Genomic DNA, 15,142 nt, shown 5'->3' with positions numbered 1-15,142 from the left:
ATGCCTGTTGCGCTTTCGCCTGCGATCGCCATTGCATCCGCAATTTTGATCGCAGGCCGTCGCAGGCGATGTCGCCTGCGACGGCCTGCGGCCGGCATTTACCAGCGGTAGGTCGCGGTGGCGATCAGCTTGCGGCGCTCGCCATAACCGCAGCTGTAGGTGTCGCAGCTGCGGCCGACGTAAATCCTGTCCGTGAGGTTGCGCGCGTTGAGCGCGAGGCTCCAGCGCTCGAAGTCATAGCCCAGCATGGCGTCGAACAAGGTGACCGACGGAATCTTGGCCGGCGAAGAGCTGTTGCCTCCATGCGTAGCCCCGACGAAGCGGGCACCCAAGCCGACCTTCACGCCATTGCTGAAGCGGTAGTCGGTCCATGCCGAAAGCTGGTTCCTCGGCGTGGCGATGAGCTGCTTGCCGAGCTTTTTCGGGTTGCTGTCGGCCGTGATCTTGGCGGACGGCGTCCAGGAATAGGCAAGGATCACGTTGAGCCTGGAGATCGGCTGGAACGTCGCCTCGAGTTCCAGTCCGCGCACCCGGACCTCGCCGGTCTGCCGGGCCGTGGCGTCCGTATCGAAGGTCACGATGTTCTTGCGGCGCAGGTCGAAGATGGCCGCGCTGTAGCTGTCCTTGGTGCCCGGCGGCTGGTAGCGCAGGCCCGCTTCGTACTGCTTGCCGGTTTCGGGCTTGAACGGTTGCTTGGTTTCCGGATTGAGCGTGGTCGAAGGCGAGAACGACTCCGAGTAGCTGACGTAGGGCGCCAGGCCGTTGGGCGCCAGGTAGACCAGTCCCGCGCGCCCGCTGAACTTGTGGTCGGACTGGCGCGACGTGCTTTCGTCCAGGTGGTTGTCGGTGGCGACGGTGGCCCGGTCGTAGCGTCCGCCGAAGGTGGCGACCCAGCGGTCGTTCCACTTGATCTGGTCCTGCAGGTAGATGCCGGTCTGGACCAGCTTCACCCGTGCGCTGACATTCGGGTCGGGCATGGTGAAGGACTGGCCGTACACGGGCGCGAAGACGTCGAGCGTCGGCGCTTCGCCGTAGTACATCACCTGGTCGAAGACGCTGCGCTGGTAGTCCACGCCGAGCAGTACCGTGTGCTGCCAATCGCCCGCGCGAACCTTGGCCTGCACCTGGTTGTCGAGGTTGAAGACCTTGCCCTGCTCCGGGCTGCTGGCGAAGACGGACCGGTTGATGGTCCGGAAGTTGGAGGGGTCTGCGGGATCGTCGGGATTGTTGGTGACGAAGCCGTTGGCGTAGATCTGGCGATAGTCGGTCTTGATCTGGCCGTAGCGGGCGTTCTGCCGCACGGTCCAGGTGTCGTTGAAGCGGTGCTCGAAGAGGTAGCCGATGTCCCACTGGTTCTGCTTGAAGCGGTCGAAGCCGGGCTCGCCGACGAAGGTCGACGTCGGAATGCGGCCGTTGGGCGACGAGAGCAGCGAGGCCTGCGGGGGGAGGAAGCCGTACGAGTTGCCGGCGTTGACTTTCGCGTAGTGGGCGAGCACCGTGAGCGAGGTATCGCCCGAAGGGCGCCAGGTCAGCGAGGGTGCGAGGAACTGCCGCTTGTCGCCGACGTAGTTGACCTGGGTGTTGCTGTCCAGGCCCAGGCCGGTGAGGCGATACAACAGCTTGCCCTCGGCATCGATAGGTCCAGAGAAATCGAATGCGACCTGGCGCTGCGAATGGTTGCCCACCTGAACCTGGATCTCGCGCAGGGGCTCTGCGGTCGGGCGCTTGCTGACGACGTTGATCATGCCGCCGGGACCGCCCTGTCCATACAGCACCGACGAGGGGCCGCGCAGGACTTCGATGCGCTCGGCGCCGTAGCCTTCGAGGCGCCACACCGAGTAGCCGGCGTTGTTGCGCATCTGCATGCCGTCCAGGTAGAACCCGGGCGAGTAGGCGTCGAAGCCGCGCAGCGTGAGCCAGTCGTAGCGGCTGTCGTAGCCGTCGAAGTTCTTCACGCCCGCGGTGTAGGCCAGGGCATCGGTCAGGCGCGATGCGCCCATGGTGCTGATCTGGTCGGCCGTGATGACGGAGATCGATTGCGGCGTCTCGATGATCGGCGTGTCGGTCTTGGAGCCCGTGGTGCTGCGCTTGGCCACGTAGCCGTTCACATGACCCGTGCCGGAGTCCTCCGAGTCGGCGCTCACGGTCACGGCGGGCAGCATCGCGCTGGACGCGGGTGGCGTGGCTGAGGTCTGGGCCGCAGCGTAGGGCCCCCAAAAGGCCGAGGCAGTTCCGAAAGCCGCCGCGAGCGAAGCACTCAACAAGCGTTGGCGGGGCAGGGCAAGAGTGCGCATAAGGAGGACTTAGTAAGTATTGAACCGGGCGGATTCTAATGAGAATGGTTCTTATTCGTTTATCAAAATCGCACAGCATGGTTGTGATGGCACAACGTTTTTGGGCGTTGCCCCTCGACCAAGCACCGTATCGTTGAGTGCGCTGCTCTTTCCGTTTGCGGATGTGGATGGTCTTGGCTATGCATGCGCGCTTATTGCGCCGCGCGTCGGACGTGAGGTGACAACAAGTCCAAGCCCTGGTGGAGTGCGGGGAAGAGGCTGAGATTGAAGTTGTTCCAACGCAGCTCGAGGATCGAGTCGCCGGGCTCGATGTCAGTGCCGAGCACGTCGAAGATGACTTCACCTGAATCGATGCCGTTGTCCACGTAGTGCAGCGAGGCGCCGGTCTTCGTGATGGTGGGTGCCGGCACCTTTTCCATCGTGGTCCAGTTCACCACCTTCCGGCCCTGCACGCCGTGCAGCGCATCCAGCGTCGCGCAGGCGCCGCGGCGCTCGTACGGCGACTCGATGCGCGTGATGCCGGGGTGGATGTTGACCATCTTCCGATGGAAGTGCGCGCCGGGCCGCACCAGCTCGTCCAGGATGATCAGGAGGCCGTCGAGCACGACCACGTCGGCCTGCAGGGTCAGCAGCTTGTCGAGCAGGGTGCGCTCGTAGGCGCTCTTCGCCGGGACCCGATCGTCCGAATCCAGCGGCAGACGCCGGTAGGCCGAGGGAACGGCATGCAGCATGTTGCGCAGCAGCTTGCCCTGGGCCTGCAGGTCTTTCGGAAAGATCCATTTCCGGTCGGGGTGCCATGCGAAGCCGTAGTCCGCCAGCACTGCCTGGTCGCGCGGCGACTGCTCGTCGTCGTCGTACACGATGCCCTCGAGCGAATAAGCATCGCCCAGCGGTGTGGTGTCGAGCGCCTCGGCCAGGTATTCGAGCGGCGACTTCATGTAGCGCTGCTCGCCCTTGAAGTCGATGTACTGGCCGGCCTTGTCGGCGGCGGCGTTTCTCAAGGACAGGATGTATACGAGCTTTGCCTTGGACATGGGAGTTGCGATGTGAGTGGATGAATGCCGGTTCGGCGAACGGGCGTGAGGAAGCACGGGGCCTGTGCCGGCTCCTTCAGGAAAGACGCAACAGCCCGCGATCTGTTCATCGCGACCGTGTTCAGACCACCGGGGCGTCGATCTCGCCTTGGTCTTCGCCCTGACGATACTGGGGAGCCAGCGGACAGGCGCCGCAGTGCCGCTCGCCGGGCAGCAGGTGGTTGAGGCAGCATTGCCGATGCAGCTTCAGGGGGGCGTGCCGACCTTCCTGCAGCCGATGGACCACGCGCTGTCGGCCATGCAGAGGATTGGTGCATGGTCGGCCCTCGCGATCCTGCGGCCAGTCGGGACTTTGCAGCAGGTGCTCCCTGTCCCGAAGAATGGGCGCCGCCGCGCCGGTGAGCGCCAGTGCCTGGTCCAGGACGGACTCGAAGTTGCGCGCCGCATTGCCCCACAGGATCTTCGGGGCCACGCGCGTCAGTTCGCCGAGCGCCGTGAAGAGCGGCTGCAGATGCAGCCACAGCAAGGGCCCGTACCGTTGCGCGGTACCGGTGCCGGCGCGGGACTCGCCCATGTCCCGGATGTGAAAGGTCACGGGGTCGCCATCGCCATCCAGTCGGACCCAGACCTGCGAAGCCGACATCGGAAAGACATGCTGCAGCACGCTGGCGGCCGCCACGACCGGCGGCAGCAAGGCCCCGAGGTATTCCAGGGTCCATGCGGATGCCACGGCCCGCAGGTCGCTGCCCGTGCTGCGCCTGAACCCGGCCTGCCGATGCATCAGTGCAAGGAGCGTGTCGTGCTGCAGCAGGTCCTCGATGCGCACGGCGTCTGAGGGAGCGGTTGCCGCGCACTGCAATTTTTCGCCGAACGGTGCCAGCGCACCCTGGAAGATGGGCTTCAGCAGCGGGATCAAGAGCCGGCCTGCGGAAATGTGTTGAAGCAATGCGCGCGATGCATCTAGACAAGACGTTCTGGCGCGTCGCATGTTCATCCTGCTTCCGTGCGTCGGCCCTGGCCGCGGTCGCCGATGAACATCGGCGAGGCCCAACCGTCTACCCAATGGACGGCGTCGTGCCGTCCGGAATCCGTGTCCGCGCCGGACAGGGTTCCTCCAGGCAGTTCCGGCTCGGCGGCGAGCATTTCGCGCGGCCGGAGCGCAGTCGTAGTCGCCTTCAGGGCGGAAAGAGTCCTTGCATGACATCCAAAAGCGGCACCGCCGCAGAAGCCTCGCACCTGCTGAAACCCTTCGTGCCATGGATCGTGCTGTCCGCGGTCACCGGCATCTGCTCGGGCATTGCCACGGTCGCCCTGCTGCGCACCATCAACGAAGTGCTGAATCAGGAAGGCGGCATGGCCGGGGGGCTGTTGCTGACCTTCATCAGCCTGTGCCTGCTGGCGCTGTTCGGTCGCATGGCCTCGGACGTCTCGACCAATTTCGTCGGCCAGCGCCTGGTGGCCCAGGTGCGCAAGAGCCTGGCGCAGAAGATTCTTTCGGCGCCCATCGACGCGCTGGAGCGCTACCGCACTCACCGCCTGATGCCCGTGCTGTCGCAGGACGTGGACATGATCAGCGATGCGGCCTTCGTGCTTTCTTCCACGCTGATCGCGGTGGCCGTTGCGCTGGGGTGCCTGGTCTATCTCGCCTGGCTGTCGCTGCCGCTGTTCGGCCTTCTGATGCTGGCGCTGGTGCTCGGCGCCACCATCCAGATCCTGGCGCAGACCCGCGCCGAGGTCGGCTTCTGGAAGGCGCGCGAACACGAAGACCAGCTGCACAAGGCCTACCGCTCGATCAGCGAGGGTGCGAAGGAACTGCGCATGCACCGCGAGCGCCGCACGCGCATGTTCGGCGAGCAGATCGAGCACATCGTCGACAAGATCCGCAGCGTCAACGGTCGTGCCATCAACACCTATGTGATCGCCACCGCCTTCGGCTCTGCCCTGTTCTTCCTGCTGATCGCGCTGATCCTGGGCTGGGCCGCGTTTCGCAGCACCGAGCCCGTGGTGCTCAGCGGTTTCGTGCTGGTGATGCTGTTCCTGAAGGGGCCGATCGACCAGATCGCCGGCACGCTGCCCAACGTGGGACGCGCCAAGGTCGCGTTCCAGCGCATCGCCGACCTGTCGGCGCGCTTCGCCACGCCCGAGCCCCATCTGCACCTGGAGCGACCGGGCAGCGGCGCCACGGTCACCCGCGACATCGGCATGCGCGGCGTGCGCTATGCCTTCGATGCACCCGATGGCGGCGAGCCCTTCGTGCTCGGGCCGATCGACCTGGAGCTTCGCCGCGGCGAAATGGTGTTCGTGGTGGGCGACAACGGCTCCGGCAAGACCACGTTGATCAAGCTGCTGCTGGGCCTCTACGCGCCGCAGCAGGGCGATGTGCTGATCGACGGTGTTGTGGTCACGCCCGAGGCCCGCGACGACTACCGGCAACTGTTCACGACTGTGTTCGCCGATTTCTATCTGTTTGAGGACCTGGTCGCGAACGAGAAGGGCGAAGAGGGCATGCATGCATTGCCGCAGGCCGCGCTGCCCTACCTGCAGCGCCTGGAAATCGCCCACAAGGTGAGCATCAAGGACGGCTCCTTCAGCACCGTGGATCTGTCGACCGGCCAGCGCAAGCGGCTGGCACTGGTGCATGCCTACCTCGAAGGCCGGCCGGTGCTGGTGTTCGACGAATGGGCGGCCGACCAGGACCCGACCTTCCGCCATCTCTTCTATACCGAGCTGTTGCCCGAGCTGCGTGCCAAGGGCCACCTGCTGGTGGTCATCTCGCACGACGACCGCTACTTCCACCTGGCCGATCGCGTGATCACCATGAAGGCCGGACGCATTGCAGAAGACCGGGCCCGCGCCCCGACAAGCCTCGCCGCGTGAAGGCCCGCGCCTTTTCGATCGCATCCAACACACACAGGAGTTGACCATCCATGCAGCACATCCATGACCTGATCGGGATCGGGTTCGGCCCGTCGAACGTCGCGCTGGCCATCGCGCTTGACGAGAAGCGCCATGGCGGCAAGCCGTTGGACTCCCTGTTCATCGAGCGGCAACCCAGCTTCGCCTGGCATCCGCACATGCTGCTGGACCAGGCGCACATGCAGATATCGTTCCTGAAAGACCTCGCGACGCTGCGCAATCCCACCAGCCGCTTCACCTTCGTGAACTACCTGCACGAGCAAGGACGGCTCACGGACTTCATCAACCTCAAGAGTTTTTTCCCGAGCCGCCACGAGTTCAACGACTACCTGGGTTGGGCCGCGAGCCAGTTCGAGGATGCCTGCCGCTACGGCGAGGAGGTGTTTGAGGTGGTGCCCGAGAAGCAGGGCGGCGAGGTGCCGCTGCTGCGCGTGCGCTCGCGCGGCGAGGGCGGCAAGGTGCAGGAACGGCTGGCGCGCAACCTCGTCGTCAGCATCGGCGGCACGCCCAACATTCCCGAGAGCTTCCGCGAACTGCGCGGCGATGCGCGCGTCTTCCATTCCAGCAGCTACCTGAAGGACATGGCGCGCCATCCGCAGGCACGCAAGGTCGCCATCATCGGCGCGGGCCAGAGCGCGGCCGAGATCTTCATGGACTTGCAGGGGCGCCCGGGCGCACCGCAGGTCGACTTCATCATGCGTGCGCGTTCCATCCGCCCGTCGGACGACAGCCCTTTCGTGAACGAAGTCTTCAACGCCGATTTCACAGACTACATGTACAGCCGCGACATCGACGAGCGCGCCGCACTGCTCGACGAGTTCGCGCAGACCAACTACGCGGTGGCCGACCTCGACCTGATTCAGCAGATCTTCAAGGTCTTCTACGACCAGAAGGTGATGCGCGGAAACCGCTTGCGCATGCTGCGGCAGCACGACGTGCGGGCAGTGCGCGCCGCCGCCGACGGCATCCACCTCACGCTGTGGGACCAGGACGCCGGGCGCGAGAGCACGGTCCGCTACGACGCCGTGGTGCTGGCGACCGGCTATGCGCGCGATCAGCACAAGGACCTGCTGATGCCCCTCGCGCCGTACCTCGGCGACTACGACGTCGATCGCTATTACCGCCTGAAGGCTACGCCCGATTTCCATCCGGGCATCTACCTGCAGGGCGCGTGCGAAGACAGCCATGGCCTGAGCGACACGCTGCTGTCCGTGACCTCCGTTCGCACCGGCGAGATCGGCAACGCGCTGCTCGCGGCCCAGTCGCGCGCGCGCAGCGCAGTGCGCGACGCGTCGCAGGCCGTCCAGATCTAGAACCCACGCCCCGGTCGCGGATTTTTCTCCCTGTCGCGAAGCGTCCCCGCTTTGGCGACGGGGCCGTTCGAACGCCCCGTCTCCCGACATGCGCAGAATCGTTCCTCTCGTTCTTGTTCTTCTTCTGGCCGTGGTTGGCGGCAGCCTCCTCTGGGCGCGCCGTCCCGCCGCCGCGGTCGAGTCCGTGCCGGTGGTGCGCGCGACCATCGAATCCAGCGTCACCGCGCTCGGCGTGCTCCAGCCGCGGCGCTATGTCGATGTCGGTGCCCAGGTGTCGGGGCAGATCCTGCGCCTGCAAGTGCAGCCCGGCGACGTCGTGACCAAGGGGCAGTTGCTGGTCGAGATCGACCCCAGCGTGCAGCGCGCCACCGTCGATGCGGGCCGGGCTTCGCTGGCCGGTTTGCGCGCACAGCTCGCAGACCAGCGCGCCCAGCATCGCCTGGCCGGGCAGCAGCATGCGCGTCAGCGCCAGATGGCCTCCGACGGCGCCACGCGCGAGGAAGACGTGCAAGGTGCCGAAGCCACCCTGGCTTCCGCCGCCGCGCGCATCGACAACCTCGATGCCCAGATCGCACAGACCCAGGCCACGCTCAAGGCCGACGAGGCGCGCCTGGGCTACACGCGCATCTATGCGCCGATGGCCGGTACGGTCGTTTCCGTGGAAGCGCGGGAAGGCCAGACCCTCAATGCCACCTACCAGACGCCCAACGTGCTGCGCATCGCGGACCTGTCGTCCATGACGGTGTGGTCCGAGGTGTCGGAGGCCGACGTGCGGCGCGTCAAGCCGGGCATGCCGGTGTACTTCACCACGCTGGGCGCCGACCAGCGTCGCTGGCAGGGCACGGTGCGCCAGTTGCTGCCCGCGCCGCCGACCCCGGCGCCCAAGGCCGGCGGCAGCGAAAGCGGCGCCACGCCATCGGCGGCGGGCAGCAAGGTCGTGGTCTACACCGCGCTGTTCGATGTCGACAACGCCGATGGCGCACTGATGCCACAGATGACGGCCCAGGTCGCCTTCGTCGAAGCCTCCGCCAAAGACGTGGCCACTGTTCCCACGGCCGCGCTCGTGCCGGTAGTCGGTGGCGGCAGCGACCGCTTCACCGCGCGGGTGCTGCGCGACGACGGCACGCACGAGGTCCGGCCGTTGCGCATCGGTGTGCGCAACCGGGTGCTGGCCGAAGTCGTCCACGGTGCGCAGGTCGGCGATCGCATCGTCACCGGTGACGTCGTGAAGCCATGACGCCGACGGCAGTTGCACCCCTTGTATCGGCCGTGCCGCTGATCGAACTGCAGGACATCCGCAAGTCCTACGGTCCGTCGCACGAGACCGATGCCGACGGCCTCGCCCCCGCGCTGGTGCTGCGCGGCATCTCGCTGCGGCTGTACGCGGGCGAGTTCGTCGCCATCGTCGGCGCTTCCGGATCGGGCAAGTCCACGCTCATGAACATCCTCGGTTGTCTCGACCGACCGAGCAGTGGACGCTACCTGTTCGAGGGGCAGGACGTTTCGGCCTTCGATGCCGATGCACTGGCCTGGCTGCGCCGCGAGGCCTTTGGCTTCGTCTTCCAGGGCTATCACCTCGTGGCGACCGAGTCGGCGCGCGAGAACGTCGAGATTCCCGCGCTCTACGCCGGGATGCCCGAAGCCGAGCGCCGTGTGCGCGCCACTGCGCTGCTCGAGCGCCTGGCCATGGGCGCGCGGCTGGACCATCGGCCGAACCAGTTGTCGGGGGGACAGCAGCAGCGCGTGGCGATTGCCCGGGCGCTGATGAACGGCGGCCGCATCATCCTGGCCGACGAGCCCACCGGCGCGCTGGACAGCCAGAGCGGTGCGGAAGTCATGAAGCTGCTGCACGAGCTGGCGGATGCGGGGCACACGGTGATCCTGATCACGCACGACCGCGATGTGGCGGCGCAGGCGCGCCGCGTGATCGAGATTCGCGACGGGCAGATCGTGGCGGATTCGGGCGATGGCCTTGCTCCGGCTGCGCCGGCGGGAGGCGTGATCGCACCTCTGTCCGGTCCCGGCCTCGGCCGCACCCCCAACGCCCATGCTTCCCTGGCCGCCGACTTGCACGAAGCGACCCGCGCAGCATGGCGCGTGATGTGGAGCAACCGCTTTCGCACCGGCCTGACCTTGCTGGGCATCGTCATCGGCGTCGCTTCGGTCATCGCGATGCTGGCAGTTGGCGGCGGCTCGCAGCGGCAGGTGCTCGCACAGTTCGAGACCTTCGGAGTGCGCACCATGTTCGTCGCCGCGCGGGCGGGCAGCGTGCGCGCGCCCGCTGCGCCGCTGACGATGAACGACGCCGAGACCATCGGCGGCCTGCCGAACGTGGAGGCCGTCGCGCCGTACGTCGAGGACCGCGTCGTGGTGCGCCGCGGCAACGTCGATCATTCGACGGAGGGCGGGGGCACCACGGTCGGGTTCGCCGAGGTGCTGGGGTGGACGACCAGCGAAGGCCGGATGTTCGATGCAGCCGACGAGGCGAGCGCGGCCAAGGTCGCCGTCATAGGAGAGACGGTGCGCAAAGCCCTGTTCGCCGACGGCAGCGACCCCGTCGGGCAGGACATCCTGGTCGACAAGGTGCCGTTCCAAGTCGTCGCAGTGCTGGCGGCCAAGGGAAGCACCGATGGCGAAGATCAGGACGATCGCGTGATCGTGCCGTTTTCCGCCGCCGCGGCGCGGCTCTTCGGCCATCGCAACCCGACCTGGATCGCCGTGAAGGTTCGCAGCATGGAACAGGCCCTTGCCACGGCCGAGATGATCGAGACGCGGCTGGCCGAGCAGCGGCGCGTGCGCGACGTGCGCGTCTGGAACCGGGTCGAGGCGATTCGCATGCAATCGGCCACGGCGCACGCGATGACGATGATGCTGGGCCTCATCGCCACGATCTCGCTGGTCGTGGGTGGCATCGGCGTGATGAACGTGATGCTGATGACGGTGCGCGAGCGCACCCGCGAGGTCGGCATCCGCATGGCGACCGGCGCGCGCCAGACCGACATCCTGCGGCAGTTCATGACCGAGGCCGTGCTCGTGACTTCGGTCGGCGGCACCGTGGGCGTGGTCGTGGGGCTCGCGATCGTCGCGGTGCTGATGCTGGCTGGCGTGCCGGTGGTCTTCTCGCTCCTTGCGAGCCTCGGTGCCTTCGGCTGCGCCGTGTTGACCGGCCTGATCTTCGGCTTCATGCCCGCGAGAAATGCGGCCCGGCTGGACCCCGTCGTGGCGCTGGCCTCGCAATAGTTGCAACAGATAGCACCATGCAGAAAATTCAAATGCGTTGGCTGCGGCGCCTCTCGCCCGTGACGTGGGTGGGCGCGTTGTGGCTCGCGGGTTGTGCCGTGCCTGGCGATCCGCCGCCGCACGCTGTGGCGCCGCCCGCATCCTGGCAACGCGCGCAGCCCGATGCGAACGCCTCGCCCGTCGATGCACGCTGGTGGAGCCAGCTCGGCAGCACCGAACTCGACACGCTGATCGCACAGGCGCAGGCGCGCAACCAGGACCTGGCGATGGCGCTCGCCCGTGTCGATGGCGCGAGAGCGCAGGCGCGCATCGCGGGCGCGCAGCGGCTGCCCGAACTGACAGGCCAGATCGACACAAGCCGCCAGGGCCGCATGGGCGGACAGGCGGCGGTCGACGGCAACGCGCACGCGATCGGCTTCGCGGCGCGCTACGAACTCGACCTGTGGGGGCGCCAGGGCGCGCTGCATCGCGAGGCGCAGCAAGGCCTGCGTGCCAGCGTGTTCGAGCGCGACGCGGTGCAGCTCAGCGTGACGGCCGAAGTCGCGTCGTCCTGGCTGCAGATGGTGGGCTTGCGCGAGCGCGTTGCGATCGCGTGCAGCAATCTCGAGAATGCGCAGCGCGTCCTGCGACTGGTGGAATCGCGCGGCCGCGCCGGTGCAGCCACGCCGCTGGACCTTGCCCAGCAGCGCGGCCTGGCGGCAACGCGGGAGCGCGAACTCGCGCGCCTGCAGCAGCAGGCGCGCCATGCCGAGACCGCGCTGGCTCTTTTGCTCGGCCTGCCCGAACCCACAGCGACATCGGCTGCGGAGCGGACGCGGCTCGAAGCACTGCGGATTTCTCCCATCTCGGCGGGACTGCCGTCGCAACTGCTGGTGCGCCGTCCCGATCTCACGCAAGCCGAAGCGCGGCTCGCGGCTGCCGATGCGAACGTGCGGGCGGCACGTGCTGCGATGCTGCCGCGCGTCACGCTGACGGCATCTGTCGGCCTGCAAGGGCAGGCTGCCGGCGGGTTGTTCGACAACCCGATCTACAGCCTCGCTGCCGGCCTGGCGGCGCCCATCTTCGACGGCGGGCGGCTGGCGGGCGAACGCGACCTTGCCGTAGCGAGGCGCGAGGAATTGCTCGGCGCCTACCGCGCGGCCATCATCGGCGCCTTCGCGGATGCGCAGACAGCGCTCGACGCGGTGGCGGGCTCCGATGCGCAGGCATCGGCACAGGTCGAGGAACTGCTGCAGGCGCGCCGCGCGGCGGAACTCTCCGAGCTGCGATACCGGGCCGGTGCCGAGACGCTGCTTGTCCTGCTCGATGCGCAACGTGTGCTGTACAGCGCACAGGATCTGGACGTCCAACTGCGCCAGGGCCGACTGCAGGCACGCGTTGCGTTGTATCGCGCGCTGGGTGGCGGATGGCGCGACGAGGCCAGCGTGCTCGCGCAGGGCGAGCGCTGAGGACCCTGCGCGGCTGCGCTCGAATCGCCCGTCAGGTGAGCGCCTGCTTCTTCGGAAGTCTCCGAAATGAACATATGCGCGGGTGCTGCGTCAATACGAAAGACGAAGCCAACCCCGGCACAGAACCAACGCAGTCGACGATGGCCACCAGAACTTCTGTTTCCGCAGCGACTGCCGTCGATACGGCCTGGGCGCTTTTTTGCCAGTTTCACGATGTGCCCTCGCACGTTCACGCAGAGCGGCTCGTCCACTGGCTGGGCGAAGACCCCCGACATGTGCGTGCGTTCGACGAGGCGCTCACTCTGTGGGCGCTTGCGGGCGCCGCGCTGGTGAAGCCCGTGCTCGAAGAGGCGAAGCGCTGCGGTCCCGACCTGCAATAGGTCGCTGACGCCAGCGCTGTTGTCCCCAGATTCCCAGACCCGACAGACGCCGACACCCGTGAACACCTCAACCACCTCTCGCATTCCGCGATGGGGCCACTGCGTGGTCGCCATTGCCCTGGGCAGTGCCGTTCTGGGCACCGCGCCCGCATGGGCGCGCCGCGATTCGCCATCGCCCGCCGCCGGCATCGAGATCCGCCGCACCGCTGACGGCATCCCCCACATCCGCGCCACCACCTGGCGCGGCCTGGGCGTCGGCTATGGACAGGCGCAGGCCGAGGACGCGCTGTGCACGCTGGCCGATGCCTTCGTCACTTTCAGCGGCCAGCGCTCGCTTTACTTCGGCGCCGAGGCCAAGCCGCAGACGCGATCCACGTTCGGCACGCCGGCCAACCTCGACCTGGACTTCTTCTTCCAGGCCTTCGCAGGCGCCGATGCGGTCGAAGCCCTGAAGCGCGAGCAGCCGGCCGAACTCAACGAACTCATTGCCGGTTTCGCCGAAGGCTACAACCGCCATGTGCGCGCGCTGCAGGCCGGCCAAAAACGTCGAGGCGATGCGCCACATGCCTGCGTGGACGCGCCCTGGGTGCGCACCATCGGGCCTGAAGATATCTACCGCCGCATGCTCGCTGCCGGGCTGGCGGGCGGCTACACGCAGTTCGTCGCCGAGATCGCGAAGGCCGGACCCGCCGCGGAGGCGCCGCCTGCGCCAGCCGACAAGTTCTCGCTGTCCACGCGGCTCGACATTCCCGTCGGCGATGCGCACGGCATCGGCAGCAACGTGCTGGCCTTCGGCCAGGCGGCCACCGGCGAGCGCGGCGGCAGCGTGCTGTTCGGCAATCCGCACTGGTACTGGGGCGGGCCGGACCGCTTCTACCAAGCTCACCTCAGGCTGCCCGGCAAGCTGGACGTCGCCGGCGTGTCCTTCCTCGGCATCCCGGTCATCATGATCGGCTTCAACAACGACGTGGCCTGGAGCCACACGGTGTCGGCCGCGCGGCGTTTCGGCATGTTCGACCTGACGCTGGACCCGGCCGACCCGACGCGCTACCTCGTCGACGGCCGCTCCGAGCCCATGCGAGCCCAGCCGCTCGCCGTGGCGGTGCGCCGTGCCGACGGCTCGGTGGACCTGGTGCACCGCACGCTTTACCGCACGCGCTTCGGCCCGGTGGTCGACCTCGGAGCGCGCAATGCCGCGCTGGGTTGGAGCGCCCGCAAGGCGGTCGCCATCCGCGATATCAATGCCGATAACCCGCGCATCTTCCGCAACTTCTTCCGCTGGGACCAGGCGCGCTCGCTCGACGAATTCATCCGCATCCAGCGCGAGGAGCTCGCGATGCCGTGGGTGAACACCGCGGCCATCGGGCGCGGCGATGGCCGTGTGTGGTACGCCGACGTTGGCGCGGTGCCGGGCGTGTCCGACGCGTTGCGCGCTTCATGCACCACGCCGCTGTCCAAGGCTTTCGCCGCGCTCGATCCGGCCACGCCCATGCTCGACGGCAGCCGCTCCGCCTGCGAGTGGCAGACGGCGAAGGGCGCGGTGCAGGCCGGCACGCTGGCCGCCGACAGCATGCCCAGCCTGCTGCGCGAGGACTACGTCGCGAACATGAACGACAGTTTCTGGCTCACGAACCCCGCGCAGCCATTGACCGGCTTCGCCTCGGTGCTCGGCGGCGAGGGCCGGGCACTCTCGATGCGTGGCAGGGAAGGGCATCGCATCGCAGGCGAACTCGCGGCGGCGGGCGAAACCTCCAGCCGGGGCCTCGCGAACCGCGTGATGCAGAAGACGCTGGAAGCGCGTTCGTACACCGCCGACCGTTTCAAACCCGCGCTGGTCGATGCGAGCTGCGCGTCGGGTTCGGTGGACTTGCCGGCCGAAGAGGCCGCGTCCAAGGCCCGCACGACAGTCGATGTGCGGCAAGCCTGCCAGGTGCTGCGCAACTGGTCGAACCGCGCTGATGCCGGCGACCGCGGCGCGCTGCTGTGGGATGCCTTCTGGACCCGCGTGCTGAAGATTCCCGCGAAGGAGCTCTACACAACGCCCTTCTCGGCGAGCGCGCCGCTCACCACGCCGTCGAGCATCAACGCCGCCGACCCGCGCGTGGCGCGTGCGCTGGCCAGTGCGGTCGAAGAGATGGCGAGGAAGGGATGGGCGCTCGACACGCTGCTCGGCGAGCGCCGCTTCGTGCGCAGCGAAGGGCGCCAGGTGCCGCTGTCGGGCGGCTGCGATGCCGAAGGCTATTTCACCATCGCCTGTGCCAACGAAGGCGACTACACCATGGGCGATCGCTCCCACGGCAACACCTATCTGCAGGTCGTGTACTTCGACCGGCGCGGCGTGCATGCCCGCACGCTGCTCGCGCACGGTGAAAAGGAAACCGCGGTAACGAACGGGCCGGGCGCCGCACCGGTGGTGCGTTACGCGAAGAAGGACTGGCTGCGCTTCCCGTTCCGCGAGGAAGACATCGCGCGCGATCCGTCGCTGGTGCGGCAGACGCTGCAGCCCTGATGAGGGCC

At 67.5% G+C, this 15,142-nt stretch carries 10 protein-coding genes; 7 read left to right on the top strand and 3 right to left on the bottom strand.

What is annotated here, in order from left to right; genetic code table 11:
• Positions 1–98: 98 nt before the first annotated feature.
• The 3 genes from VARPA_RS21550 to fhuF form a co-directional block, all read right to left on the bottom strand.
• On the bottom strand, positions 99–2,162 hold the full coding sequence (locus VARPA_RS21550) for a TonB-dependent siderophore receptor (protein WP_234974805.1): 2,064 nt from the start codon (positions 2,160–2,162) through the stop codon (positions 99–101).
• 323 nt (positions 2,163–2,485) lie between these two features.
• Positions 2,486–3,328: a hypothetical protein gene (locus VARPA_RS21545; protein WP_013542702.1), complete on the bottom strand. Its 843-nt coding sequence runs from the start codon at positions 3,326–3,328 to the stop codon at positions 2,486–2,488.
• A gap of 121 nt (positions 3,329–3,449) precedes the next feature.
• A complete protein-coding gene (gene fhuF, locus VARPA_RS21540) occupies positions 3,450–4,244 on the bottom strand; it encodes a siderophore-iron reductase FhuF (protein ID WP_041942989.1) in 795 nt (264 codons plus the stop codon).
• 281 nt (positions 4,245–4,525) lie between these two features.
• On the opposite strand from fhuF, the gene VARPA_RS21535 reads away from it, so the two are divergent.
• The 7 genes from VARPA_RS21535 (at position 4,526) to VARPA_RS21505 (ending at position 15,134) form a co-directional block, all read left to right on the top strand.
• A complete protein-coding gene (locus VARPA_RS21535; protein ID WP_013542700.1) occupies positions 4,526–6,205 on the top strand; it encodes a cyclic peptide export ABC transporter in 1,680 nt (559 codons plus the stop codon).
• A 50-nt stretch (positions 6,206–6,255) separates the two neighbouring features.
• A complete protein-coding gene (locus VARPA_RS21530) occupies positions 6,256–7,557 on the top strand; it encodes a lysine N(6)-hydroxylase/L-ornithine N(5)-oxygenase family protein (protein ID WP_013542699.1) in 1,302 nt (433 codons plus the stop codon).
• Between the two features lie 88 nt (positions 7,558–7,645).
• A complete protein-coding gene (locus tag VARPA_RS21525; protein WP_013542698.1) occupies positions 7,646–8,794 on the top strand; it encodes an efflux RND transporter periplasmic adaptor subunit in 1,149 nt (382 codons plus the stop codon).
• Positions 8,791–10,797, top strand: coding sequence for a MacB family efflux pump subunit (locus tag VARPA_RS21520; RefSeq protein ID WP_013542697.1), 2,007 nt, complete (start codon positions 8,791–8,793; stop codon positions 10,795–10,797). Before VARPA_RS21525 ends, VARPA_RS21520 begins: the two co-directional genes overlap by 4 nt.
• Positions 10,798–10,814: 17 nt before the next feature.
• Positions 10,815–12,245 (top strand): efflux transporter outer membrane subunit, encoded by a 1,431-nt coding sequence (locus VARPA_RS21515; protein ID WP_013542696.1) that lies wholly within the window; start codon positions 10,815–10,817, stop codon positions 12,243–12,245.
• A gap of 140 nt (positions 12,246–12,385) precedes the next feature.
• Positions 12,386–12,625 (top strand): hypothetical protein, encoded by a 240-nt coding sequence (locus VARPA_RS21510; protein WP_013542695.1) that lies wholly within the window; start codon positions 12,386–12,388, stop codon positions 12,623–12,625.
• A 58-nt stretch (positions 12,626–12,683) separates the two neighbouring features.
• Positions 12,684–15,134, top strand: coding sequence for a penicillin acylase family protein (locus VARPA_RS21505; protein ID WP_234974804.1), 2,451 nt, complete (start codon positions 12,684–12,686; stop codon positions 15,132–15,134).
• Positions 15,135–15,142: the final 8 nt, after the last annotated feature.

The organism is Variovorax paradoxus EPS, from assembly GCF_000184745.1.
Taxonomy (GTDB): domain Bacteria; phylum Pseudomonadota; class Gammaproteobacteria; order Burkholderiales; family Burkholderiaceae_C; genus Variovorax; species Variovorax paradoxus_C.
Note: the sequence above shows the minus strand (reverse complement) of the source record. Positions and strands in the feature narration are given on the sequence as shown.

What these genes read in the sequence shown, in the direction of transcription:
- VARPA_RS21550 (WP_234974805.1), bottom strand. Translation starts at nt 2,162, where the DNA reads ATGCTGCCCGCCGTGACCGTGAGCGCCGACTCGGAGGACTCCGGCACG.
- VARPA_RS21520 (WP_013542697.1), top strand. Translation starts at nt 8,791, where the DNA reads ATGACGCCGACGGCAGTTGCACCCCTTGTATCGGCCGTGCCGCTGATC.
- VARPA_RS21535 (WP_013542700.1), top strand. Translation starts at nt 4,526, where the DNA reads ATGACATCCAAAAGCGGCACCGCCGCAGAAGCCTCGCACCTGCTGAAA.
- VARPA_RS21525 (WP_013542698.1), top strand. Translation starts at nt 7,646, where the DNA reads ATGCGCAGAATCGTTCCTCTCGTTCTTGTTCTTCTTCTGGCCGTGGTT.
- VARPA_RS21530 (WP_013542699.1), top strand. Translation starts at nt 6,256, where the DNA reads ATGCAGCACATCCATGACCTGATCGGGATCGGGTTCGGCCCGTCGAAC.
- VARPA_RS21510 (WP_013542695.1), top strand. Translation starts at nt 12,386, where the DNA reads ATGGCCACCAGAACTTCTGTTTCCGCAGCGACTGCCGTCGATACGGCC.
- VARPA_RS21545 (WP_013542702.1), bottom strand. Translation starts at nt 3,328, where the DNA reads ATGTCCAAGGCAAAGCTCGTATACATCCTGTCCTTGAGAAACGCCGCC.
- VARPA_RS21515 (WP_013542696.1), top strand. Translation starts at nt 10,815, where the DNA reads ATGCAGAAAATTCAAATGCGTTGGCTGCGGCGCCTCTCGCCCGTGACG.